The sequence below is a fragment of the Streptomyces sp. NPDC003035 genome, assembly GCF_042888285.1.
Lineage (GTDB): Bacteria > Actinomycetota > Actinomycetes > Streptomycetales > Streptomycetaceae > Streptomyces.
The window spans coordinates 537,642-560,426 of the sequence record NZ_JBIAPJ010000002.1 but is presented as its reverse complement, the minus strand read 5'-3'; the positions used below and the strand labels follow the sequence as shown (position 1 = coordinate 560,426).

Sequence of the window (22,785 nt, the reverse complement as noted above, 5' to 3'; positions counted from 1 at the left end):
CGCTAGTTCAGCAGCTCCCGCAGCGACCCCTTCACGGCGCTGACGAACGCCTCCCGCTCCGCCTCTCCGACGAGGTCGAGCGAGAGATACGGATTGAGGTCCTCCAGCTCCACAAGGAGCAGCTCCCCGTCCGGGGCCCGGCACGCGTCGACGCGCTGGATGCCGTGGTCCAGGTCGTTCCAGTCGACGAAGCGCTGCGCGAACTCCAGGTCCGCGGGCGTGGGTGCGTACGGTTCCAGCACCCAGCGGGCCGCCGGGTCCGGCGCGTACAGCGCGTACTGGAAGTCCCGCCCGACGAAGTAGAACGACACCTCGTACGCGAACGGGATCCGCGGCTGGACGAGCATCCCGGCCGGGTCCACCTCCCCGAGCCGCGCCCGCTCCACGAACCTCAGGCCCACCGAGTCCGCGCCGAGCAGCGGCTTCACCACGTACTCGGCGGCCTCCGGCAGCAGCGCGAACTCCTCGCGTCGGCCGGCCGTGGGAATGACCGGAAATCCCTCCCTCGACAGCCGCAGGAGATAGTCCTTTCCGGCCATGTCCCCTTTTCCGGAAAGGGAGTTGAACATCCGCACCCCGGTCTCGCGCGCGGCGCGGGTGAAGGCGTCGTACGCCTCCTGGTAGTGGATGACGGGCCCGCTGTTGCGCACGACGACGGCGTCGAAGCGGTCCATCAGCGCGGCCGCGTCGAGCGGATGGCACAGCGCGATGCCGAACTCCTCGCGCAGCCGGCCGGAGAGCCAGATGTCCTCGTCGCAGTAGCGCCGCCCCCGCGCCTGGTAGCCGAGGTCGGTGACGTAAAGAAGCGTTCCCATGAGGGCATCTAAGCAGGCCGAATGGGTCGCATAACGGACACACTTGGTCGCCCTCCGGACAACGGATGGTCAAATCCTTGTTGCAGACCTGTCAAAAAGGCTCTTTCGCTGGCACGCTCGCTGCCGCGTCACCCCCCACAGCATCAGCGAAGGAGCCCGCGTGACCCGCCTGCAGTCCTCGCACCACCGCGCCGCCGCTCGTACGACCGGACGGACCACCGCCCGTACGACCGCACGTGCCGCCGCCCTGCTCGCCTCGGCCGCCATGGTCGTCGTCGGCCTCCAGGGCGGAACGGCCGGCGCCGCCGTCGACCGGGAGGCCGGCGCCACCGCGCTCGTGCTCTCCGCCGGCGAGCGCGCCGCCGCGATCAAGGGCGCCCAGGCCGAAGCCGCCACCACCGCCAAGGCGATCGGTCTGTCCGGCCAGGAGGGCCTCGTCGTCCGGGACGTCGTCAAGGACGCCGACGGCACCGTCCACACCCGCTACGAGCGCACCTACGAGGGTCTCCCCGTCCTCGGCGGCGACCTCGTCGTGCACCAGAAGAAGAACGGCGCCCGCTCCACCACCAAGGCGACCGGCGCCCGCATATCCGTGCCCGGCACGGCCGCCGCCGTCTCCGCCGACACCGCGAAGAAGTCCGCGGTCGCCTCCGCCGAGGCGAAGTCCCCGGCCGCGACCTCCGCCCGCAAGGTGATCTGGGCGGCCACCGGAAAGCCCACCCTCGCCTGGGAGACCGTCGTCACCGGCGTCCAGGCCGACGGCACCCCGAGCGAGCGGCACGTCGTCACCGACGCGGCCACCGGCAAGGAGCTGTACGCCTACGAGGCCATCGAGACCGGTACGGGCCACAGCCAGTACGCCGGCGACGTCACCCTCGGCACCGCTCCCTCGTTCACCCTCACCGACGCCGCCCGCGGCGGCCACAAGACGTACGACCTGAACGGCGGCACCAGCGGCACCGGCACCCTCTTCACCGACGCCGACGACGTCTGGGGCGACGGCACGCCGGCCAACCGGCAGACCGCCGCCGTGGACGCCCACTACGGCGCCGCGCTCACCTGGGACTTCTACAAGAACGAGCTCGGCCGCAACGGCATCCGCGGCGACGGCGTCGCCGCGCACTCCCGCGTCCACTACGGCAACGCGTACGTCAACGCCTTCTGGTCCGACCAGTGCTTCTGCATGACGTACGGCGACGGCGCGAACAACGCCAAGCCGCTCACCTCCATCGACGTGGCCGGCCACGAGATGACCCACGGCCTCACCTCCGCCACCGCCGGCCTGCGCTACAGCCGCGAGTCGGGCGGCCTCAACGAGGCGACCTCGGACATCCTCGGCACCTCGGTCGAGTTCTTCGCGAACAACGCCTCCGACGCCGGCGACTACCTCATCGGCGAGAAGATCGACATCCGCGGCAACGGCACCCCGCTGCGGTACATGGACAAGCCGAGCCGCGACGGCAACTCCCGCGACTACTGGGACCGCAACCTCGGCCGCCTGGACGTCCACTACTCCTCGGGCCCGGCGAACCACTTCTTCTACCTGCTCTCCGAGGGCAGCGGCGCCAAGACGATCAACGGCGTCGCCTACGACTCCCCGACCTACGACGGGTCCACCGTCACCGGCATCGGCCGCGTCGCGGCGTACAAGATCTGGTACAAGGCCCTGTCCACCTACATGACCTCGTCCACGGACTACGCCGGCGCCCGGACGGCCACCCTCCAGGCGGCCGCCGACCTCTACGGCGCGGGCAGCCGGGAGCACACGGCGGTCGCCACCGCCTGGGCCGCGGTCAACGTGAAGTAGCGAACCGGAGCGCTCAGGGGGCCGCGCGGCAGAGGGCATGCCGCGCGGCCCCTTTGCTGTTCGTACGGTTCGCACACTGTTCTCGCGTGAACAACGCCACCTTCGAGACTGATTACCCGCATGTGGACTCGACCTGGCCGTACACGAAGCAGGTGGCAGCGGAGCACGTTGTCGGCCGTCCCGACGACGTCACGTACAAGCTCCTGCGGCGCAAAGCGATCGGGATGCTCGATCTGCCCTCGATCAAGACCTTTCAGCGGTTTCTGGGGAGACGCCGGCGCACGTCGGAGACGGTTCGCGCTCATTCGAGGGTGGAAATTTCGCGATGTCCATCCGGCCTGCACATCACTCCATCCCCTCTCCATAACTTCGGCCAACTCCCTGTTGAAACGAGGGAGGTTGATGCTGTCGTGATACACTCGTTGCTATCGCGATTTCATTTCGTGATAAAGGCGCGTGCGCCACGGGGGCATTTTCTGACGTCGGCGATCTGCATCGACGCTCTTAACTGCTTCAGCCCCCGGCGAACCATTTCAAAGAATGGAATTTCATGCAGAGCTCGGTTCTGAAACGGGTAGTCACCACGACCACCGCTGCTGTCCTGTTCTTCGGCGGGGCCGTCGCCATGTCGCCCACCGCCTCGGCGGTCGGCCCCAACCCCAAGTGCACTGGCAACCCGGCGGACTTCACTGACACGGCTTTGGAGGCCGCGAACCTCAGGACGGGTCCGGGCACCAATTACGCCAAAAAGGGAGTCCTCTACAAGGGAAATAAATTCCGCGTCTACTGCATCAAGTCATTGGACAGCGGCTATAGCTGGTGGTGGGGCAAGGTTTTGACCGGGGAACACAAGGGCGACAAGCGTTGGGTGTACAGCGGGAGCCTCCAGACCTGAGCACCCGGCGCCCAACCTCGTTCATCGAGGAGAGGCGACCCCGGCGGGGATCGGAACAGGACCGCCAACGGCGCAGCCGCGCAGATCGAGTTCAGGGTCACCATGCGGAAGTAGCCGGCTAGCCGGCGAGGAGAGGTGGCTGGGCCAGACCCTCTGGCCGCCCAGCCAGTTGTCCTGGATGGGGCCCGGCAGCTGATATCCGTGCCGGTCCGGGCCGGCCCGCCCCGGATCTCAGGTACCCCGAAGTGCCCGAAGCCCGGGGCGAGTCCCCACCGGAAGGTTCGTTGCCACGTCGAAACGGGCGCCAGTTGAGGGCCTCTCCCGGAGCGAGCCCCCTTCCCACCACCCGGTCGGCTCAGCGGTCGTGGTGCAGGGTCCCGTCCGGGTCCATCGTGGGGTGCATCTTCATCGGCCCGTACTCGTCCACGTCCGAGGGGCGCGGCGACTCCGGCCCGTCCGGGCCGAACCTGACCAGCCGCTCGATCCGGCTGATCCGGAAGAGCCGGTCCTCCACTCGTGCCTCATCGGCTCGCCCGGCGGCCCGGAACTCCTCCCCGGCCCGTCGGTAGAGCTCCGCCTTCTCTTCCCCGTACTCGTAGATCCGGGCCCAGAGGTCGGTCATCCCCCGGTAGAGCGAGCGCCGCGCCGCATGCGGAGTCGGGTGCAGACCTCCCTTCGGCCGCCATCCCGCCCCCCGACGCTCGGCGACCCCGAACGTGACGGGCAGCAGGGCGATGTCGGGGTGCGTGTCGACCGCCCGCAGCGATTCCTCCCGTACGTCGGCGGGAAACCGCTCGCCGGTGTACGAAAACGTACGCAGCCCCATCTTCAGGGCCTCCTGGGTGAGCCCGTCCTCCCGATCGGGGGTGAGGACGAACGCGTCATCGGGCGAGGGCGTCCCGTCCGGCCCCTCCCAGGACGGTTCGGCCGCGTCCGGATCGGTCGCCCGCGGTGGCTCGAGTCCGTCCTCTCCGCTCCGCGCGAACTCGTCGGCTCGCACGATCCGGTACCGCTCCCCGAGGGCCTCGATCTCGTCGACGGGCTCCTTCTCGAGAATCGCCACGGCCGCCAGGAGATCCCGCCGCACCGTCGGATCGTCGGTGTCGTCCTTGGCCCGGAACCACAGCAGCGAATTCAGGCCGTCCCGCGCCTCCTGCGGCATCCCGGTCTGCACGTCCCTGACCACCTCCCAGCCCTGCTCCCGCTCGACGGCCACTCCGAACAGCGGTCCGCGCAGGGCGAGATGGGGATACCGCAGCGAAGCCTCGACGCCATCGGCCTCCTTGACCCACGCCACGGGGTCGTCCCGCCCGACCAGCTCCCGATGTGCCTGCTCAAGTCGTCGCTTCCAGTCACCACCCATGCGCGCATTGTGGTGCCCTGGGCGACGTTTCGGGGTCGGAACGGCTCAACTGGCCCCGTACGAAGGCGCTCTCGCTCCAGCCGGATTGGGGGTCAGCCGAGCTGGGAGAGGAAGGCCCGCCAGGCGCGGGGGGTGAAGGCGAGTGCGGGGCCGGCGGGGCGCTTGCTGTCGCGGACGGGGACGAGGTGGGGGAGGTTGGGGGCGACCTCGACGCACTCGTTGTTCCCGCCGCTGTACGTGCTGGTGCGCCACCTCGCGCCCGTCAGGTCCGGCGTTGCGTGGCGTCCGCTGATCATGGTCTGTGCTCCTTGGCCCTGCGCTGGATGACAGCACGGGATTCCACGGGCGAAAGAGCGGATGTGCGCGCGGCATCGAACAGGTCCTGGTAGCGGGAGACCTCGTCTTCCCTCTCCAGCCACATGGAGCCGGTCGGGTTGTCCGCCAGCACCACGTCGAGCGCCCCCTCCTCGCGGAATCCCAGTACTACGTACGGCCCGAACATACTCGCATGGGCGCCACGGGAGAACGGCAGCACCTGGACGGTCACGTTGGGCAGCTCGGAGGTGGTCAGGAGGTACTCCAGCTGTTCCCGCATGACCTGCCCTCCACCGACCTCCTGGAGGAGGACGCCCTCGGAGATGACGGCCCAGAGACGCAGCGGGGAGTCACCCGTGAGTCGTTCCTGCCTGGCGAGGCGCACCTGGACGAACTTCTCGATCTCGTCGCCTGTCTGCCACTGTCGGGAAGCGACGGTCACGGCCCGGATGTAATCCGGAGTCTGGAGCAGCCCGGGGATGAGCTGCGCCTGAAACGTGCGGATGGAACCAGCCATGGCTTCGAGGGCGATGTAGTCGCGATAGGTGTCCGCCAGTACAGAGCCGTACTGGTTCCATCAGCCCTCCCTGCGGCGGCGGTTGGCTTTCCGCGCCAGTGCGCTCAAGCGCCCCCGCACCTCATCGTCCGACACGTCGTAGGCGTGCAACATCGCGGTGAGGTCGGGCAGTCGCACAGCGACCCGGCCATTCTCGATGCGGCTGATCTTGCCCTTGGTGCAGTCGAGCGCCTCCGCCGCCTGCGTCGTGGTGAGTCCGGATGCCTCCCGCAAACGGCGTAGCTCATCGCCGAGTTGGCGGCCGAGGACCGTGGACGGGTTAGGAGTGACGCTCTTCGTAAGCATGGCAACACGTCTAGCAGAGAGAGGAGCGTCAGGGAGCTGGATTAACTCGAAAGGGCGAAAGTTGAGGCAAACTCAATCTGCAACGTTGCAGATTCGCGTGATGCCCGTCCATGCTCTTGGCCATGGCACCGGCTACTCGACGCCGGTGGACCGTCGACCCTCAGGGGGTTGCACCATGACCACACTCAACGAAGTCGCCTTTCGTCTGTCCCGCCGCCCGCGCAGCGCGCCCAGGGCGAGGGCGGTGCTGCACGCCGTGCTCGGAGACTGGGGCGCGGGCCTGGACGTCGTGGAAACCGCAGAGCTCGTTCTCTCGGAGCTGGTCACGAACGCGCTGCGCGTGCGCGTGCCCAGTGACCGGCAGGTGGGCATCCGGATCGCGCACTCCACGGCGGACGGACTCCTCAGCCTGGAGGTGAGCGACGCGGGGGAGGGGTGCCCCGAGATTCAGGAGCCCGGGGAGGACGACACCCAAGGGCGCGGGCTCGTCCTCGTGGACGCGCTTACGCACAGGTGGGGCGTCAGCCCGCGCGCCGCCGGAATCGGGAAGACCGTGTGGGCGGAGCTGAAGGCTCCGGAGCTGGCGCCCCCGCCGCGAACGACCGAGGTGGCTGCGGTTACTGTCCGGGCGGGCCAATCCGTACGCGTGTGGGGCGACTGGCGCACGGTCCGCAGCGTGGCGACGGAGCGTTACCCGACGGGTGGGCTGGCGGTCGTGCTGGGGCTGGACGAGGGGCCGCTGCTGAGGGTGGCGGCGGCGGAGCCGTTGGCCGTACGGGCCCTGCCGTAAAGTGAAACGCGGATCCGTCACGATCAGGTCCTGGCCCCACACTCGCTCCACGCAGGCAAGGAGGAGACACCTTGGCCGGCCCGGCCCCCCGCCCCATTCCCGTCCGCCGCGGACACCTGCGCGAAGCCGCCGAGAAGATCGAGCAGGCCACCGGGATGCGTGTAGAGATCATCGGAGGAAAGCTCGTGATGTCCCCGAGCCCAAGCGGCAAGCACGCCGGGATCGTCATCGACCTGCGCGACACCATCCGTCCCGGCCTTGCCGCCACCCACGAGGCGTACGAGAACGTGTCCGTCCCCATGCCGGGGGATCCGGACGACTACTCGATCCCGGACCTGACCATCGGGCCACGCGCGTTCAAGGGCGAGGACGGCTGGTTGCTGGACGCGGACGCGGTAGAGCTGGCGGTGGAAGTGATCTCACCGAATGAGCGGCTGAAAGGGATCAACGAGAAGACCACCTGGTACGCGGCCGCACGTGTCGCTCGACTCCTGCAGATCGATCCGCGCACGGGGACATGGTCTCTGTTCACTCGTCCCGGAGAGGGCGAGTACAAGGCAGTCGTCCACGGAAAGTACGGCGAGGACGTTCCGCTCCCCGAGGAGCTCGGGGGCGAGCTCACCACCACCGGCTTCCCTCTCTACGGCGCGCAGCCGGGCCGTTGAGGTCGCTGAAGTAACCCTCCCGGCGCCACCGCGAAGGGCCGTACGGCAGCAGCCGTGCGGCCCTTCGTCGTGTTCGCACTCCGATCAGAAGGGCTAATCAAGGAGCCCTGGGGCGGCGGCTGTTACCTCCGTATCGTTTTTGGAGGTAACAGCTACGGAGGAGGAACCTTCAGATGAGCCCCATCGCCTCGCGCCACTACTTCGAGACCCAGCTCCAGCTCACCGAGGACCCGCTGCTGGTCGCGGCCCGCCTCGCCGACTCGGGTCTCCACGAGTCCTATGTCGTCTACGAGAACGGCGGCAACTGGGCCTACGCGGGCGGCGTCCGCGCCGAGCTGACGCTCGACCGCACCGGCGCCCGGCTGACCCAGGAGGACGTCCCGGACGCCTTCCGCCCCTGGAGCGACAAGCCCCTGCGCCTGGTGTCCGAGCTGCTCGGCACCGTCACCGTGCCGTACTGGCGGGCCTACGGCTGGGCCACCTTCGAGCTGTCCTACGCCAAGGACGGCGCCCTGGACGACATCGGCGACGGCCGGCTGATGCACCTCGTCGTGCCGCGCGCCGAGGTCCGCTTCGAGGCCGGTCACGCCCTGCTGCGCGCCGCCGACCAGGCCACCCTCGACGCGCTCCTCACCACCGTCGCCAACCCCGGCCCGGCCCTCGACGGACAGCCCCGCCCGCTGGACGTGCACGCCACCGGCGGCGCCCAGTACCGCGAGGCCGTGCGACTCGCCGTCGACGAGATCAACTCCGGACAGCTGCACAAGGTGATCCTGTCGCGCGTCGTCGAGGTCGACGACGACGTCGACCTGACCGGTACCTACGTGGCCGGCCGCCGCGGCAACAACCCGGCCCGCTCCTTCATGCTCAACCTGGGCGGCACCGAGGCCATCGGCTTCAGCCCGGAGATCGTCGTCCAGGTCTCCGAGGACGGCCACGTCGTCAGCCAGCCGCTCGCCGGCACCCGCGCCCTCACCGGCGACCTGCTCACCGACGAGGGCCTGCGCGCCGACCTGTTCGGCTCCCCCAAGGAGGTCTACGAGCACGCCATCTCCGTCAAGGTCGGCACCGACGAACTGGTCGACGTCTGCGTCGAGGGCTCGGTCGAGGTCCCGGAGTTCATGGCCATCAAGGAGCGCGGCAGCGTCCAGCACCTCGCCTCCCGGGTCGCCGGCAGGCTCGCCCCCGGCCGGGAGGCCTGGGACGCCTTCGGCGCGGTCTTCCCCGCCGTCACCGCCTCCGGAGTGCCGAAGGCGGCCGCGTACGACTCCATACGCCGGCACGAGCCCGAGACCCGCGGCCTCTACAGCGGCGCGGTCCTCACCGTCGACCACACCGGCGCGATGGACGCGGCCCTGGTGCTGCGCAGCGCCTACCGCAAGGACGGCCGCACCTGGCTGCGGGCCGGCGCCGGCATCGTCGGCCACTCCACGCCGGAGCGGGAGTTCGAGGAGACCTGCGAGAAGCTCGACAGCGTCGCCCGGTTCCTCGTCCCGGCCGGTGCGGGTGCCGTGGCCGGTGCCGGCGCGGCCGCGGGAGCGGGCGGTACGCGATGAAGGTCGCCGCCGAGCTCTACCTCGCCGGAGTCGGCAGCTGGCTGCCCGACGAGGTGACGACCGCCGACGCGGTGGCCAACGGCTGGTACGACGAGGCCCACCGCACGGCGTCCGGGATGCTCGCCGTCCGGGTGGCCGGGGAGCTCCCGGCCCCCGAGATGGCCGTACGGGCCGCCCGGACCGCCCTGCGCCGGGCCGGCCGCACCGGGCTCACCCCCGAGGACTACGGCGCGCTGCTGCACTGCGCCACCTACCACCAGGGGCCCGACGGCTGGTCCGCCCCGCACTACGTCCTGCGCCGCACCCTGGACCGGCCGATCGGCGCGGCCCAGGTCGGCCCCGGCTGCCTCGGCATGCTGACGGCCCTGGAGATGGCCGCGCACCGGCTGACCGCCGACGACGGCAAGGACGCCGTCCTGCTCACCGCGGCCGACAACTTCTCCGCACCCCTGGTCGACCGCTGGAACTCCTCCCGGCTGTTCCTGCTCGCCGACGGCGGCGCGGCCGCCGTGCTCTCCCGGCGGGACGGCTTCGCCCGGCTGCTCTCGGTCGGCGCGGTCTCCGCCCCGTCGATGGAGGAACTGCACCGCGGCGGTGAGGAGCTCTTCCCGCCCGGCATCACCGTCGGCCGCTCGCTCAACTTCGAGGAGCGCAGCGACCACTGGCGCCGGCGCTGGGCCGAGGGCGCGGCGCCGCCGAAGGTCCACCTCGGCGACGTGGTCGCCGAAGCCGTCGACCGCGCCCTGGAGGAGGCGGACACCGACCTGGAGGAGGTCGCGCGGATCTGCCACACCGGGTACGCCGACGGCGCCCTGCACACCATCTACCTCGATCCGCTGGACGTCGAAGCCGTCCACGGCACCTGGGACTTCACCCGGCACATCGGGCACGTCGGCGCCGCCGACCCGTTCATCGGTCTCGAACGCCTGTGGACGCGGGGCGAGGTCGCCCCCGGGGACCGCGTGCTGCTGCTCGCGGCGGGCCCCGGCATGGAGGTCGCCTGCGCGGTCGTCGAGATCACCGCGCCCTATCTGCCCGGCACCGTACGACAGGAGGAAGACCAGTGATGCTCGAAGGATGCACCCCCTGGCCGGCCGCGACGGCCGAGCGCTACCGCCGGGAGGGGCTGTGGAACGGCACCGACCTCGGGTCGCTGCCACGCGCCTGGGCCGAGACGTACGGCAGCGCCACAGCGCTCGTCGCCGGCGAGATCCGGATCAGCTACACCGAACTCGCCGACCGGGTGGACCGCCGGGCCGCCGGATTCGTACGGCAGGGGGTGGCGCCGGGGGACCGGATCGTGCTCCAGCTGCCCAACGTGCCCGAGTTCGTCGAGGTGGCCTTCGCGCTCTTCCGGGCCGGTGCCAAGCCGGTGTTCTCGCTCACCTCGCACCGCTCGAACGAGATCCGGCACCTGTGCGAGCTGTCGGGAGCCACCGGTTACGTCGTCCCCGGCGTATTCCGCGGCTTCGACCACACCGCGCTGGCCCTGGAGATGGCGGCCGAACTGCCCGCCCTTCGCCGGATCTTCGCCCAGGGCGAGAGCGTGAGCGGCTCACCGGCGGTGGTCCCGCTGGACTCGGTGGACGCCGATCCGCTCGAGCTGCCCGCCAACGACCCCTCCGACGTGGCCTTCTTCCTGCTCTCCGGGGGGACGACCGCCCTGCCCAAGCTGATCCCGCGCACCCACGACGACTACGCCTACCAGACCCGTACGATCGCCGCCCTCGCCGGACTGACCCCCGACGACGTCTATCTGGCCGCGCTGCCGGTGGAGTTCAACTTCACCTGGGGCTGCCCCGGAGTGGTCGGCACGCTTGCCTCCGGCGGCACCGTCGTCCTCGCCCCGGACCCCACCGCCGACGACTGCTTCACGCTGATCGAGCGGGAACGCGTCACCCTCACCTCGGTCGTCCCCACCGTGGCCAGGCTCTGGCTGGACGAGTGCGAGTGGTCCGACGCGGACCTCTCCAGCCTCAAGGTCCTCCAGATCGGCGGAGCCCGGCTCGAACCGGAGCTCGCCGCGCGCGTGACCCCCGAACTCGGCTGCCGGCTCCAGCAGGTGTTCGGCATGGCGGAGGGGCTCCTGACGATGTCCCGCGCCGACGACGACCCGGACTCCGTCCTGCACACCCAGGGGCGGCCCGTGTCGCCGGCCGACGAGCTGAAGATCGTCGACGAGCGCGGGGAGGAGGTGCCGGCCGGGGTCACCGGAGAACTGCTCACCCGGGGCCCGTACACCCTGCGCGGCTACTACCGGGCCCCCGAGCACAACGCCAGGGCGTTCACGAGCGACGGCTTCTACCGCACCGGCGACCTCGCCAGCCTCACCGAGGAGGGTCGCCTGATCGTCCAGGGGCGGCTCAAGGACGTCGTCATCCGCGGCGGCGACAAGATCGCGGCGGGCGAGGTGGAGGCCCATCTCGTCAGCTGCCCGGGGATCGCCGCGGCGGCCGTCGTGCCGGTGCCGGACGAGTTCCTCGGCGAGCGGATCTACGCCTTCCTGGTCGGCCGCCCGGACGCCGAGGCGCCGACCCTCGCCGACCTCAAGGCGGCGCTGCACGCGCGCGGGCTCGCCGACTACAAGCTGCCGGACCGCGCCGAGTTCGTACCGGACCTGCCGCTGACGCCCCTCGGGAAGATCGACAAGAAGGTGCTCGCGGCGGCCGCCGCGGACCCCTCCCTGCCGCGCCACTGGACCCCGGCCCCTCAGCCCGAGGCCGCGGCCGAGGCTGTCGACGCGCCCGCGGTTCTGCCCGTCCCGTCCCTCTCGACCTCACAGAAAAGGTGAACCGCCATGGCCGGCATACGTGCCGCACGTACCGCACCGCGCACCTCACCGCTCTCCGCCGCCGAACTCCGCCAGGAGGTGGCCGCCGTCCTCGGTGCACAGCCCGACGACGTCCCCGGTGACGCCCACCTGGTCCACCTCGGGCTCGGCTCCCTGGAGATGATGCGCCTGGTCACCCGCTGGCGCAGGCAGGGCCTGCCCGCCGAGTTCGCCGAACTCGCCGCCGCCCCCACCCTCGACGACTGGTACCGCCACCTCACCGCCGCCTGGAACGCCCGGACCACGGAGGTGGCGTGATGAGCGCCCTGCTGGTCAAGGGCGGCTGCCTCTACCCGGCGGACGACGGCGACCGCGTCGTCCCCGACGGCGCCGTCCTCGCCGAGGACGGCGTGGTGATCGCGGTCGGCACGGTCGCCGAGGTCGAGGCCTTCGTCCGGCCCGAACAGCGCGCCGAACTACGGACCATCGACGCCCGCGGCCGGATGATCCTGCCCGGCTTCGTCAACCCGCACTGGCACGAGATGTTCGCGATGCGCTTCCCCTTCAAGGGCGCGCTGCGCGACGCCTCCGACCGGGACGACAAACCGGTGTTCATGGCGCTGGGCGGCGACGTCCCGCAGATCTCCGTCATCTTCGACTCCTTCCACGGCCAGGTCGACCGGCTGACGCCCGACGAGGCGCTCGCCATCGCCCGGTACTCGATGTGGACACAGCTGCGCTCCGGCGTGACGGCCCTGGGCGACGTCGGCTCCCTCAACAAGCCGGAGGCGCTCGCCCGCGCCGCCCGCGACCTCGGGATGCGCGTCACGGTGAGCACCTGGGCCTCGGACGCGGTCTGCGCCCCCGGGGACACCCGGTTCCGCCGCACCCGCGACGCCGACGGCGAGCTCCAGCGCATCGAGAAGCTCCTCATCGACTGCGAGGCCGACCCCGAGGGGCTCGTCCGGGCCTGGCCGACCGCCGTCTACGGCACCAACATGACCGACGAACTCGGTGCCGGCTTCGCCGAGCTGGTCGCCCGCTTCGACGTGCCGTTCGCCGCGCACGTCGGCGCGCTGCGCAACGAGGCCGAGGTGATGCTCGCCTACCACGGGTCCACCCCGGTGCGCCGGTTCGCCGACCTCGGTCTGCTCTCCGACCGGTTCATGGCGGTGCACTGCGCCTTCGCCGACGCGGGCGAGCGGGCGCTGCTGATCGGCGCGGGCGCGCACATCAGCCACTCGCCGGCCAAGTACGGGCCCGCGGGGGAGGCGTCCCTCACCGAGACCCGGCTCTTCCCGGAGTTCCGCCGGGCCGGACTCGACGTCTCGCTGTCCACCGACGGCGCCGCCATGCCCATCGGCGGCATGGCCGAGTCGATGCGGGTGGCCTGGCAGATCTACAACGAGATGTACGCCGACCCCACCGAGGTGCTGCCCACCGACGCGCTGGCGATGGCCACCCGGCTGCCCGCCCGCGGGCTCGACCAGGGTGACCGGATCGGCAGCCTCGAACCGGGCAAGCAGGCCGACCTGCTCCTGGTGAAGGCCGACGACTGGCGCTATCTGCTCAACCCCCGCCCGCTGGAGGGCTTCCTCGCCCTCGGCGGCTCGATGGACATCGACACCGTGGTCGTCGCCGGCCGGGTCCTGATCGAGGACGGCCGGTCCACCGGCCTGGACGAGGAGGTCCTGGAGGCCGACTACCTGGAGGCCCTGAGCTCCTTCACCGTCCGCTGCCTCGGGGTGGACGCCGACGCGGTCGCCGCCCGGCTGCGGCAGCGCACCGAGACGCTCGCGGTCCGCAGGCTGGCCAAGGCCGGCCTGGTCCTCCCCACCGACCGGAAGGAACGGCGATGAACACCAAGACGGCCCTGGTCACCGGGGCGGCGGGCGGAATCGGCGCGGCGGTCGCCCGGGCCCTGGCCGCGGAGGGCGTGCGCGTCGCGCTGCTCGACGCCGATCCGCTCGCCCTGGAGCCCCTGACGAAGGAGCTGCGGACGGCGGGCGCGTCGGTCCTGCCGCTGGGCGTGGACGTGCGCTCCAGCGTCGAGGTGGACGCCGCCGTCGACCGTACGGAGAGGGAACTGGGCCCCCTCGACCATCTGGTGAACGCCGCCGGCGTGCTCCGTACCGGCGAGGTGGCGGGCTACAGCGACGAGGACTGGGACACCACCTTCGCCGTCAACGCCACCGGCGTCTTCCACGTCAGCCGGGCGGTCGCCAACCGGATGGTGCCGCGCCGGTCCGGGGCGATCGTCACGGTCGCCTCGAACGCGGCGGCCATCCCGCGCTGGAACATGGGGGCCTACGCGGCCTCGAAGGCCGCCGCCACCAGCTTCACCAAGACGCTGGGGCTCGAACTGGCCCGGTACGGCATCCGCTGCAACGTGGTCGCGCCCGGCTCCACCGAGACGCCGATGCTCACCTCGATGTACGCCGACGGCGACGCGGCCCGACCCTCCGTCGAGGGTTCCCCCGCCACGTACCGCCTCGGCATCCCGCTCGGCAAGCTCGCCCAGCCCGAGGACATCGCGCACGCGGTGCTCTTCCTGCTCTCCGACCGGGCCGCGCACATCACGCTGCACGGCCTGACCGTGGACGGCGGCGCCGCCCTCGGCGTCTGATCCCGATTCCCCTTACGCGTACACATATCTGGAGCCACGATGGCCATTCCTCTGATCGACTCCTATCCCATGCCGGCCGAGGACGAGCTGCCGCGCAACACCGCGCCCTGGACGGTCGACCCCGACCGCGCGGTGCTGCTCGTCCACGATCTGCAGAACTACTTCCTGAGCCCCTTCGGGCACGGCGGCCCGGACGAGGGCCGCCAGCCGCTGACCGATCTGATGGACCACACCGAGGCGCTGCGCGGGGCCTTCGCGGAGGTGGGGGCGCCCGTCGTCTACACCGCCCAGCCCGGCGGCATGACGGACGAACAGCGCGGACTGCTGAAGGACTTCTGGGGCGCCGGGATGAGCGCCGACCCGGACCACCGCGCCATCCCGGAGCGGATCGCACCGGCCCCCGGCGACCGGGTGTTCACCAAGTGGCGCCCCAGCGCCTTCTGCCGTACCGACCTGCTCGCCCTGCTGCGCGAGACCGGCCGCGACCAGCTGGTGATCTGCGGGGTGTACGCGCACGTCGGCATCCTGATGACCGCCCACGAGGGCTTCTCCCACGACATCCAGACCTTCGTGGTGGGCGACGCCGTCGCGGACTTCTCCGCCGACCGGCACCGCGAGACGCTCGCGTACGTCTCCTCCCGCTGCTCGGTCACCGTCTCCACCCGTGCGGTCCTTGCGGCGATGGACGGAGGCCGGCGATGAGCCCCCGGCCGACGTCGAGCCCCCACCCGCTGCTCGACCGCGTCCTCGGCGCCGATCCGCCGCCGTTCGCCCTGCTGCACCGGCCCGGCGCCACCGGGCCCGACCGGATCGACCTGATCGTCGGCCGGACCGCCGAGCGGGAGCTGATCGCCGACATCCCGCTGCCGCCCGCCCCGGCGGGCGGCGGCGCCCGGCACGAGGTCCTCGCGCTGCTGCCGTACCGGCAGATCCGCGAACGCGGTTTCTCCTGCCCCGACGACGGGGCGCCGCTCCTGACGATGGACGTCGAGGACCAGGCGGTGCTGCCGCTCGACGAGGTGCTCGACGCGCTGCCCGACCTGCCGATCGCCATGGACGAGGGGTCCTTCGACGCCGACGACGAGGAGTACGCGGCCCGGGTGCGCCGGGTGCTCACCGAGGAGATCGGGAGGGGCGCGGGGGCCAACTTCGTCATCAAGCGCTCCTTCACCGCGCGGATCGACGACTGGTCGGCGCGGACCGCGCTCTCGTTCTTCCGCCGGCTCGCGGGCCGTGACCCGGGCGGCTACTGGACCTTCGTCGTCCACACCGGGGGCCGTACCTTCGTCGGCGCCTCCCCGGAGCGCCACATCAGCCTGGACGCCGGCCAGGTCGTGATGAACCCGATCAGCGGCACCTACCGCTACCCGGCGGACGGCCCCGAGCTGACAGGACTGCTCGACTTCCTTGCCGACCCCAAGGAGGCCAACGAGCTCTACATGGTGCTCGACGAGGAGCTCAAGATGATGGGCAGGGTCTGCGACCTGGGCGGCCGGGTCACCGGCCCCGCCCTCAAGCAGATGGCCCGGCTCGCCCACACCGAGTACCTCATCGAGGGCCGGAGCTCCCTGGACGTACGGGACATCCTGCGCGAGACCCTGTTCGCGCCGACCGTCACCGGCGGCCCGCTGGAGAGCGCCTGCGAGGTGATCGGCCGTCACGAGCCCGAGGGCCGCGGCTACTACGCGGGGGTGGCCGCGCTCATCGGCCGGGACGAGAACGGCGCCCGCAGCATGGACTCGGCCATCCTCATCCGTACGGCGGAGATCGACGCGGCCGGGCGGGTCCGTATCCCGGTCGGTGCCACCCTCGTTCGCGACTCCGACCCGGCGGGCGAGGCCGCGGAGACCCGGGCCAAGGCGGCCGGGCTCATCGAGGCGCTGCGCACACCGGTGGGCGCCCCGGCCGGACGGGCCGGGGCTGCGGCCGCACTCGCGTCCCACCCGGATGTGCTGCGGGCCCTGGCCGCCCGCAACGAGCCGCTGGCCGACTTCTGGTTCCGGCCGCCCGCCGAGCGCAGCCGCCCGGTGCCCGGCCTCGCCGGCCGGCGGGTCCTCGTGATCGACGCCGAGGACACCTTCACGGCGATGGCCCGCCATCTCCTTGAGGCCCAGGGGCTGCGGATCGTGGTGAAGCGTTTCGACGAGGAGTTCGCGCTCGACGCGCACGATCTCGTCATCGTCGGGCCGGGGCCCGGCGACCCTAGGGACACGGCCGACCCCAAGATCGCGCGGATGCGGCAGGTGACCGCCGAACTCCTCGACCGGGGTATCCCGTTCCTCTCCGTCTGCCTGGGCCACCAGGTGCTGAGCACCCTGCTCGGCCTCCCGCTCGTACGGCACCCGCTGCCCACCCAGGGGCTCCAGCGGGACATCGAGTGCTTCGGCCGCACCGAACCCGTCGGCTTCTACAACACCTTCGCCGCGCACGCCGATCGCGACCTGATCGACTGCCCGGCCGCCCGTCCCGGGCAGGTCCGGGTGTTCCGCGAGGAGACCGGCGAGGTGCACGCCCTGCGCGGTCCGGGGTTCGCCTCGGTGCAGTTCCACCCCGCCTCTGTGCTGACCCGGCGTGGCGGCGAGCTGCTCGCCGAGATCGTCTCCGGGCTGCTCGGAGAGGTAACGGAGCTTTATCGGGAGGCCGTTGTCCCCGCCGCGATACCTGCATAACGTCGTAACCGGTAACAGAAGCCCGGGCCCGAATCGCCTCGGTCCCCACCGCCCGCACCCAGGAAAGGACCTGTCCGATGCGCTTCGACAACATCTGGATCGCCGGCACCGGAGGCACCCTCGGTGCATCCGTGCCGGTGGACGAGGCGGTGGCCGACGGCTCCTACTCGGCCGACGCCGCCGCCAGCACCGGCATGATCAGCTACTCCCGCTCGGCCGAGGCGCCGCCGGAGATGGCGGTCACCGCGGGCCGGCAGGCGATCAAGGAGGCCGGCGAGAAGGGCGCGCGGGTCGACCCCGACTCCCTCGTCCTGCACAGCCACGGTCACTTCCAGGGCATCGACATGTGGCCGGCCGCCTGCTGGATCGCCCGCGAGCTGCTCGGCCCCACCCTCAACAGCATGCCGATGACCGTCGCGGCCTGGTCCAACGGCTCCCTCGCCTCGCTCGACGTCGCCGCCTCCACCCTGATCGCCCGCCCCGACGTGCCCTCCGCCCTGATCACCCTCGCGGACCGCTTCGCGCCGCCGAGCAACCGCTGGTACACCTCGCCCGGCATGGTCTTCGGCGACGGCGCGGCGGCCGCGGTGGTCACCCGCGACACCGGCCGGCTGCGCCTGCGGTCCCTGGTCAGCGAGACCGACACCGTCCTGGAGGGGCTGTCCCGCGGCGCCGAGCCGTTCCGCACCGCGCCCTCCGCGGAGCAGCCGGACATGCGCCGCAGGACCCGGGAGTTCCTCGCCACCGGCGAGGTGTCGCTGCGCGACGTGCAGACCAGGTCGGTCGAGCGCACCCGCAGCGTCGTCGGCCGCGCCCTCGAGGAGGCGGATGTGGCGCCGGACGGCATCGACTGGCTCGTGACCCCCTTCGTCGGCCGGACCCTGCACCGCGAGAGCTTCGTACGGCACCTGGACATCGCCCCGCGCAACTCGCTGCACGAGCTCGGCCTGACCATCGGTCACCTCGGGCCCTGCGACCAGCTGTACGGCCTCGACCACCTGCTGAGGAACGACCTGTTGAGCCCCGGGGACCGCGTCCTCGTCATCGGCACCGGCATGGGCTTCACCTTCTCGGCCGCGGTCCTCACCGCCGACGGGATCTGACCGTTCCCGCACCACCGACCCGCCCGCACCGCCGCCGTACGGTCGGCGCGACCTCCGCCCGTGACCTCGGGCCGCGTCCGCCGCCCACCACCTCCACCCCAGAAAGGGACATCCGCACATGAGCCTCGTCCGCACCTCCGCCACCGCCCCCGCCGGCACGTTCGCCGCGGCCCCGGTCGCCGCCCGGCTGCCCACGCCCGCCGAGCTCCGTGAGGAGATCCCGCTACCGCCGCTCGCCCGCAAGACCACGCAGAGAGCCCGCCGGGAGATCGCCCGGGTGCTCTCCGGCCAGGACGACCGCCTGCTCGTCATCGCGGGTCCGTGCTCCGTGCACGACCCGGACGCCGCCCTCACGTACGCCGAGCGGCTCTCCGCGCTCGGCGCCGAGTACCGGGACCGGCTCCTCGTCGTCATGCGTGTGTACGTCGAGAAGCCCCGCACCCGGATCGGCTGGAAGGGCCTGCTCAGCGACCCGCGCCTGGACGGCTCGCAGGACCTGCCCAGCGGACTGCGCCTGGCGCGCGGGCTGATGGCCCAGATCGCGGGCAGCGGACTGCCGGTCGCCTGCGAGTTCCTCGACCCGCTGGTGCCGCACTACCTCTCCGACGCGGTCTCCTGGGGCTGCATCGGGGCCCGCACCGTCCAGAGCCAGGTCCACCGCCAGGTCACCAGCGGCCTCGGCATGCCGATCGGCTTCAAGAACGCCACCGGCGGCAGCGTCGAGGACGCGGTGGACGCCATCGTCTCGGCCTCCCACCCGCACGTGTACCCGGGCATCGGCGACGACGGCAGGGCCGTCGTGGTCAGCACCGAGGGCAACCCCGACGGCCATGTGGTGCTGCGCGGCGGCAGCGCCGGCCCCAACTACGAGGCCGAGCCGGTGGCCGAGGTGCTGGCGCAGCTGGCCGCCGCCGGGCTCCCGCAGCGGCTCGTCGTCGACGCCAGCCACGGCAACAGCAACAAGGACCACGAGCGCCAGCCGCTGGTCACCGGCGACATCGCCCGGCGTATCGCGGCCGGTGAGGAGGGTGTCGCCGGCGTCATGATCGAGAGCTTCCTGGCGGCCGGCCGCCAGGACCTCACGATCGGCCGTACCGACCTGCTCACGTACGGGCAGAGCGTCACCGACGCCTGTGTGGACTGGGCGCAGACCGCCCACATGATCGAGGAGCTCGCCCTCGCGGTAGCCTCCCGCCGCGCCGCCCACCCCAAGGCGGCCTGACCCACCCCTGCCCCGGCCCCCTACGGCCGGACCCCGGCGCCCCGTACCGGGCACCCCCCCGGCCCCCTACGGCCGGACCCGGCGCCCTCACCGGCACCACCCGGCCACCCGGCCACCCGGCCGAGCTTCGGCCGGAGTCCCGGCCCACACCCCGGGAGCCTCACCTCGGGCCCCGGCCGGCCTTCGGCCGGAGCCCAGCCCCGCCCCCGGGAGCCTCACCCCGGGTTTCCATCCCCGGCCGGCCTTCGGCCGGCGACCAACCCCCGCCCCCGGGTCTCCCACCCCTGGCCCCCACGCCGGCACCCCTCCGCCGGGACCCGTCGGCCGGGACCCCCCACCACCGCGCGCACCCCCTCCGCGCGCGGTGTCCCGACCGGCACCCCCCGGCCCCCGCACCTCCGGCGGGCGCCGCCGCGCAGGCGACGCAACTCCGCCGTCATCCGACGTCGTGAACATCCCGAGAGGAACCAACACCGTGGCAGTCAACACGAGTTCGACCCTGCCCCTGGCCCGCGTGCTCGACGGTGCGCGGACCGCCGTGCCGCACCGGCACACCCTCACCGTCCCCGCGCCCGCCGCGGCCCGTCCCGAGGAGTACGCGACGGCCGCGCTGGCCGCGCTCGTGCACCGCTACACCGGGGAGACGGAACTCCTCGTCGGACGGCGACGCCACCCCGACTCCGTCGAGTCCGCCGCGATACGGGTGGCCGGCGACACCACCGCCGCGCGGCTCCTGGAGGCCGTGGCCCAGGCCGGTACCGCGGACGCGGCCGAGGTGCCCGCCGGCCGTCCGGCGCACGCCGCCGTCACCACCGTCGGTCGCCCCGCCGGCGAGGCGCTCGCCGCGCTGACCCTGGCCGTCTCCCCGGCCGACGGCACCTTCGAACTCAGCCTGGACAGCGCCGAGTTCGACGCGCAGGCCGCCGAGCAGTACGCCCGCCACCTGGAGCGGGTGCTCGCCGCCCTGGCCGCCGCGCCCGAGGGCACCGTCCACGACATCGCGCTGCTCACCGACGAGGAGACGCACCGCACCCTGGTCGAGTGGAACGACACCGCCGGTCCGGTCCCGCAGCCCTTCTTCCACGAGCGCGTCGCCGAGCACGCCCGGCGCACCCCCGACGCCCTGGCCGTGATCCTGCCCGGCGCCCGGCTGACGTACCGCGAGCTCGACGAGCAGGCCAACCAGCTCGCCCACCGGCTGACGGCCCGCGGGGTGAAGCCCGGCGACCGCGTCGGCGTCTGCTTCCCGCGCAGCGCGGAGAGCCTGATCGCCCAGCTGGCCTGCTTCAAGCTGGCCTGTGCGGCGATCCTGCTGGACAGCGACTTCCCGGCGGAGCGGATCCGCTACATGATCGAGGACGCCTCGGCCGCCGCCGTGCTGACCCTGGCCGCCCACGAGTCGAAGGTCGAGGGCCTCGCCCCGGTCCTCGCGCTGGACACCGACGACTGGCGGACCGAGCCGGTCACCGAGGTCAGCGAGCCCGTCGCCGCGGACGACCTCATCCACATCTGCTACACCTCCGGCTCCACCGGCGCCCCCAAGGCCGTCATGGTCCGCTTCGGCGCCGCCCGCAACCTGATCCACAGCATGAGCGAGCTGTGCGGCATGTCCAGCGCGTCCCAGGGCACCTGGCTGGCGGCCCCCGGCTACGGAATGATCGAGGTCGAGTGCTTCCCGGTGCTCGCCGTCGGCGGCACCGTGCACATCCCGGACGTCTCCGTGGTCGCCTCCGAGTACCGCCTCCAGGAGTGGTTCCTGCGCGAGGGCATCACCACCACTCTCCTGATGAAGCCGATGGCCGAGCGCCTGTGGCGTCTTGAGTGGCCCGAGGACACCCCGTTGGAGAACATCCGGGTCTGCGGCGAGCGCATCCAGTCCTGGCCGCCGGCCGGCCTGCCGTTCCGCCTCATCAACCTGTACGGCTCCGCCGAGGCGACCGTCGTCGCGAGCTGCGACATCACCGAGATGGGCGAGCGGCTCGGCGAGGAGGGACGCGCCCGCAGGCTCCCGCCCATCGGCCGGCCCACCACCAACGTCACCATCTACGTCCTCGACGAGGACCTCCGCCCGCTGCCGCCGGGCCTGGTCGGCGAACTCTGCATCGCCGGCGTCAGCCTCTCGGCCGGCTACCTGGGCCGCCCCGAGGCCACCGCCGAGAAGTGGATCACCAACCCGATCGACCCGGCACGCCACCCGATCATGTACCGCACGGGAGACCTCGCCCGGTACTGGCCGGACGGCAGCATCGAGATCGTCGGCCGCACCGACAACCAGGTCAAGGTGCGCGGCAACCGCGTCCACCTCGGCGAGATCGAGGTCGTCCTGACCACGCTGCCCGGCGTCCAGCAGGCCGCGGTCCTGGCCCGGCAGGACGGCCAGGGCGATGTGCAGCTGACCGCCTACATCGAGCCCGACGCCGGCGCGGCCCCCTCCGTACGGGACATCCGCCGCGGACTCTCCCAGCGGCTGCCGTCCTTCATGGTCCCCGCGGCCTTCGTCATCGGCGGGCTGCCCACCAGCGTCAACGGCAAGATCGACCGGGCCGCGCTGCCGGAGCCGCCGCGCTCCCGCCCGGACGTCGACACCGCCTACCAGGCGCCCTCCGGCGCCCTCGAGGAGTCGCTGCACGGGCTGTGGACGAAGGTCCTGGAGCTGGACGGGGTGGGCGTCCTGGACAACTTCTTCGACCTCGGCGGCGACTCGCTGCGGGCGGCCCGGCTGACCGAGCTGGTCCGCGAGGAGCACGGGGTGGAGCTGGAGCTGGTCGACCTCTTCGACGAGCCGACGGTGGAGAAGATGGCCGCGCTGGTGGCGCGTACCGCCGCCACGGCCGTCTGACCGAACGCTGTCGTACGAAACGGTGGCCCCCACGTACCCGCGTGGGGGCCACCGTCGTGACGTATCAGGGGGCGCCTCAGGCGCCCAGCATCTCCAGATAGTGCTCGTTGTACATGATGCCCAGGACGTTGCCGAAGGGGTCGGTCACGGAAGCGGTGACGAAGCCGGGACCGTACTCGGTCAGCGGCGTGTACAGCGTGGCGCCCATCGAGAGCAGCCGGTCGAGGGTGCCCTCCACGTCGTCGACGTGCCAGTGTCCGATCGCGCCGCCGGGGACGTCGGGCAGGCCCGGCGGGGCGTAGCGCCGGTCGATGAGGCCCAGTTCGGTCTGGTGGTCACCGATCCTGAACTCGTAGTAGGCGGCGGGCTTGCCGTCGCCCGGGCGCTCGAAGTACGGCTCGACGCCGAGCAGTTCCGCGTACCACGTCTTGGCTGCTTCCACGTCGTCGGCAAAGAAGTTGACGGTGGCAAGTCCTCGCAGCATGGGT

19 protein-coding genes and 2 pseudogenes are annotated in these 22,785 nt (G+C 71.9%); 16 read left to right on the top strand and 5 right to left on the bottom strand.

Annotated elements, in window-relative coordinates; genetic code table 11:
• Positions 1-2 precede the first annotated feature (2 nt).
• A complete protein-coding gene (locus tag ACFYV5_RS08690; RefSeq protein WP_389165974.1) occupies positions 3-815 on the bottom strand; it encodes a hypothetical protein in 813 nt (270 codons plus the stop codon).
• A 265-nt stretch (positions 816-1,080) separates the two neighbouring features.
• Between ACFYV5_RS08690 and ACFYV5_RS08685 the strand changes: the two genes are divergently transcribed.
• The 3 genes and pseudogenes from ACFYV5_RS08685 to ACFYV5_RS08675 all read left to right on the top strand — a co-directional run bounded on the left by ACFYV5_RS08685 (position 1,081) and on the right by ACFYV5_RS08675 (position 3,517).
• Positions 1,081-2,622, top strand: coding sequence for a M4 family metallopeptidase (locus ACFYV5_RS08685; RefSeq protein ID WP_389166374.1), 1,542 nt, complete (start codon positions 1,081-1,083; stop codon positions 2,620-2,622).
• A gap of 86 nt (positions 2,623-2,708) precedes the next feature.
• A pseudogene (locus ACFYV5_RS08680) lies at positions 2,709-2,861 on the top strand (amidohydrolase); the annotation flags it as partial.
• A 311-nt stretch (positions 2,862-3,172) separates the two neighbouring features.
• Entirely contained in the window at positions 3,173-3,517 is a 345-nt protein-coding gene (locus tag ACFYV5_RS08675) for an SH3 domain-containing protein (protein ID WP_389165971.1), read from the top strand.
• A gap of 355 nt (positions 3,518-3,872) precedes the next feature.
• Here the strand turns inward: ACFYV5_RS08675 and ACFYV5_RS08670 are convergent, their stop codons facing one another.
• The 3 genes and pseudogenes from ACFYV5_RS08670 to ACFYV5_RS08660 form a co-directional block, all read right to left on the bottom strand.
• Positions 3,873-4,880 (bottom strand): DUF5954 family protein, encoded by a 1,008-nt coding sequence (locus tag ACFYV5_RS08670; RefSeq protein ID WP_389165968.1) that lies wholly within the window; start codon positions 4,878-4,880, stop codon positions 3,873-3,875.
• Between the two features lie 92 nt (positions 4,881-4,972).
• Positions 4,973-5,176, bottom strand: coding sequence for a DUF397 domain-containing protein (locus ACFYV5_RS08665; protein WP_389165965.1), 204 nt, complete (start codon positions 5,174-5,176; stop codon positions 4,973-4,975).
• A pseudogene (locus ACFYV5_RS08660) lies at positions 5,173-6,057 on the bottom strand (helix-turn-helix domain-containing protein). Before ACFYV5_RS08660 ends, ACFYV5_RS08665 begins: the two are co-directional and overlap by 4 nt.
• A 175-nt stretch (positions 6,058-6,232) precedes the next feature.
• Here ACFYV5_RS08660 and ACFYV5_RS08655 point away from each other — a divergent pair.
• The 13 genes from ACFYV5_RS08655 to ACFYV5_RS08595 all read left to right on the top strand — a co-directional run bounded on the left by ACFYV5_RS08655 (position 6,233) and on the right by ACFYV5_RS08595 (position 22,297).
• Positions 6,233-6,847 (top strand): ATP-binding protein, encoded by a 615-nt coding sequence (locus ACFYV5_RS08655; RefSeq protein ID WP_389165962.1) that lies wholly within the window; start codon positions 6,233-6,235, stop codon positions 6,845-6,847.
• A gap of 71 nt (positions 6,848-6,918) precedes the next feature.
• The gene (locus ACFYV5_RS08650; protein ID WP_389165959.1) at positions 6,919-7,512 is read left to right on the top strand and encodes a Uma2 family endonuclease; all 594 of its coding nucleotides are present in this window, start codon (positions 6,919-6,921) and stop codon (positions 7,510-7,512) included.
• A 173-nt stretch (positions 7,513-7,685) separates the two neighbouring features.
• Positions 7,686-9,068 carry a salicylate synthase gene (locus tag ACFYV5_RS08645; protein ID WP_389165957.1) on the top strand — a complete coding sequence of 461 codons (1,383 nt, stop codon included), beginning with the start codon at positions 7,686-7,688 and terminating at the stop codon, positions 9,066-9,068.
• Positions 9,065-10,135, top strand: coding sequence for a ketoacyl-ACP synthase III family protein (locus ACFYV5_RS08640; protein ID WP_389165954.1), 1,071 nt, complete (start codon positions 9,065-9,067; stop codon positions 10,133-10,135). Before ACFYV5_RS08645 ends, ACFYV5_RS08640 begins: the two co-directional genes overlap by 4 nt.
• Positions 10,135-11,859 carry a (2,3-dihydroxybenzoyl)adenylate synthase gene (locus ACFYV5_RS08635; RefSeq protein WP_389165951.1) on the top strand — a complete coding sequence of 575 codons (1,725 nt, stop codon included), beginning with the start codon at positions 10,135-10,137 and terminating at the stop codon, positions 11,857-11,859. Before ACFYV5_RS08640 ends, ACFYV5_RS08635 begins: the two co-directional genes overlap by 1 nt.
• 6 nt (positions 11,860-11,865) lie before the next feature.
• Positions 11,866-12,156, top strand: a complete 291-nt coding sequence (locus ACFYV5_RS08630) for a phosphopantetheine-binding protein (protein WP_355108042.1) — start codon at positions 11,866-11,868, stop codon at positions 12,154-12,156.
• Positions 12,156-13,697 carry an amidohydrolase family protein gene (locus tag ACFYV5_RS08625; protein WP_355108040.1) on the top strand — a complete coding sequence of 514 codons (1,542 nt, stop codon included), beginning with the start codon at positions 12,156-12,158 and terminating at the stop codon, positions 13,695-13,697. The genes ACFYV5_RS08630 and ACFYV5_RS08625 overlap by 1 nt, the downstream gene beginning before the upstream one ends.
• Positions 13,694-14,464 carry a 2,3-dihydro-2,3-dihydroxybenzoate dehydrogenase gene (locus ACFYV5_RS08620; protein WP_355108038.1) on the top strand — a complete coding sequence of 257 codons (771 nt, stop codon included), beginning with the start codon at positions 13,694-13,696 and terminating at the stop codon, positions 14,462-14,464. Before ACFYV5_RS08625 ends, ACFYV5_RS08620 begins: the two co-directional genes overlap by 4 nt.
• A 39-nt stretch (positions 14,465-14,503) precedes the next feature.
• Positions 14,504-15,166 carry an isochorismatase family protein gene (locus ACFYV5_RS08615; RefSeq protein WP_355108036.1) on the top strand — a complete coding sequence of 221 codons (663 nt, stop codon included), beginning with the start codon at positions 14,504-14,506 and terminating at the stop codon, positions 15,164-15,166.
• The gene (locus tag ACFYV5_RS08610; RefSeq protein WP_389165946.1) at positions 15,163-17,133 is read left to right on the top strand and encodes an anthranilate synthase family protein; all 1,971 of its coding nucleotides are present in this window, start codon (positions 15,163-15,165) and stop codon (positions 17,131-17,133) included. The genes ACFYV5_RS08615 and ACFYV5_RS08610 overlap by 4 nt, the downstream gene beginning before the upstream one ends.
• Before the next feature lie 77 nt (positions 17,134-17,210).
• A complete protein-coding gene (locus tag ACFYV5_RS08605; RefSeq protein ID WP_355108032.1) occupies positions 17,211-18,236 on the top strand; it encodes a ketoacyl-ACP synthase III family protein in 1,026 nt (341 codons plus the stop codon).
• Between the two features lie 118 nt (positions 18,237-18,354).
• Complete coding sequence (locus tag ACFYV5_RS08600; protein ID WP_389165943.1) at positions 18,355-19,458, top strand: 3-deoxy-7-phosphoheptulonate synthase; 1,104 nt, start codon at positions 18,355-18,357, stop codon at positions 19,456-19,458.
• A gap of 475 nt (positions 19,459-19,933) precedes the next feature.
• A complete protein-coding gene (locus ACFYV5_RS08595) occupies positions 19,934-22,297 on the top strand; it encodes a non-ribosomal peptide synthetase (RefSeq protein ID WP_355108028.1) in 2,364 nt (787 codons plus the stop codon).
• Positions 22,298-22,373: 76 nt separating this feature from the next.
• Here ACFYV5_RS08595 and ACFYV5_RS08590 read toward each other — a convergent pair whose 3' ends face one another.
• Positions 22,374-22,781, bottom strand: coding sequence for a VOC family protein (locus ACFYV5_RS08590; protein WP_389165939.1), 408 nt, complete (start codon positions 22,779-22,781; stop codon positions 22,374-22,376).
• Positions 22,782-22,785: the final 4 nt, after the last annotated feature.

Bases quoted from the DNA above. Each gene is read 5' to 3' on its own strand.
- ACFYV5_RS08620 (WP_355108038.1), top strand. From the start codon at position 13,694: ATGAACACCAAGACGGCCCTGGTCACCGGGGCGGCGGGCGGAATCGGC.
- ACFYV5_RS08685 (WP_389166374.1), top strand. From the start codon at position 1,081: ATGGTCGTCGTCGGCCTCCAGGGCGGAACGGCCGGCGCCGCCGTCGAC.
- ACFYV5_RS08645 (WP_389165957.1), top strand. From the start codon at position 7,686: ATGAGCCCCATCGCCTCGCGCCACTACTTCGAGACCCAGCTCCAGCTC.
- ACFYV5_RS08675 (WP_389165971.1), top strand. From the start codon at position 3,173: ATGCAGAGCTCGGTTCTGAAACGGGTAGTCACCACGACCACCGCTGCT.
- ACFYV5_RS08640 (WP_389165954.1), top strand. From the start codon at position 9,065: ATGAAGGTCGCCGCCGAGCTCTACCTCGCCGGAGTCGGCAGCTGGCTG.
- ACFYV5_RS08610 (WP_389165946.1), top strand. From the start codon at position 15,163: ATGAGCCCCCGGCCGACGTCGAGCCCCCACCCGCTGCTCGACCGCGTC.
- ACFYV5_RS08635 (WP_389165951.1), top strand. From the start codon at position 10,135: ATGCTCGAAGGATGCACCCCCTGGCCGGCCGCGACGGCCGAGCGCTAC.
- ACFYV5_RS08605 (WP_355108032.1), top strand. From the start codon at position 17,211: ATGCGCTTCGACAACATCTGGATCGCCGGCACCGGAGGCACCCTCGGT.
- ACFYV5_RS08670 (WP_389165968.1), bottom strand. From the start codon at position 4,880: ATGGGTGGTGACTGGAAGCGACGACTTGAGCAGGCACATCGGGAGCTG.
- ACFYV5_RS08665 (WP_389165965.1), bottom strand. From the start codon at position 5,176: ATGATCAGCGGACGCCACGCAACGCCGGACCTGACGGGCGCGAGGTGG.
- ACFYV5_RS08655 (WP_389165962.1), top strand. From the start codon at position 6,233: ATGACCACACTCAACGAAGTCGCCTTTCGTCTGTCCCGCCGCCCGCGC.
- ACFYV5_RS08630 (WP_355108042.1), top strand. From the start codon at position 11,866: ATGGCCGGCATACGTGCCGCACGTACCGCACCGCGCACCTCACCGCTC.
- ACFYV5_RS08625 (WP_355108040.1), top strand. From the start codon at position 12,156: ATGAGCGCCCTGCTGGTCAAGGGCGGCTGCCTCTACCCGGCGGACGAC.
- ACFYV5_RS08600 (WP_389165943.1), top strand. From the start codon at position 18,355: ATGAGCCTCGTCCGCACCTCCGCCACCGCCCCCGCCGGCACGTTCGCC.
- ACFYV5_RS08690 (WP_389165974.1), bottom strand. From the start codon at position 815: ATGGGAACGCTTCTTTACGTCACCGACCTCGGCTACCAGGCGCGGGGG.
- ACFYV5_RS08590 (WP_389165939.1), bottom strand. From the start codon at position 22,781: ATGCTGCGAGGACTTGCCACCGTCAACTTCTTTGCCGACGACGTGGAA.
- ACFYV5_RS08615 (WP_355108036.1), top strand. From the start codon at position 14,504: ATGGCCATTCCTCTGATCGACTCCTATCCCATGCCGGCCGAGGACGAG.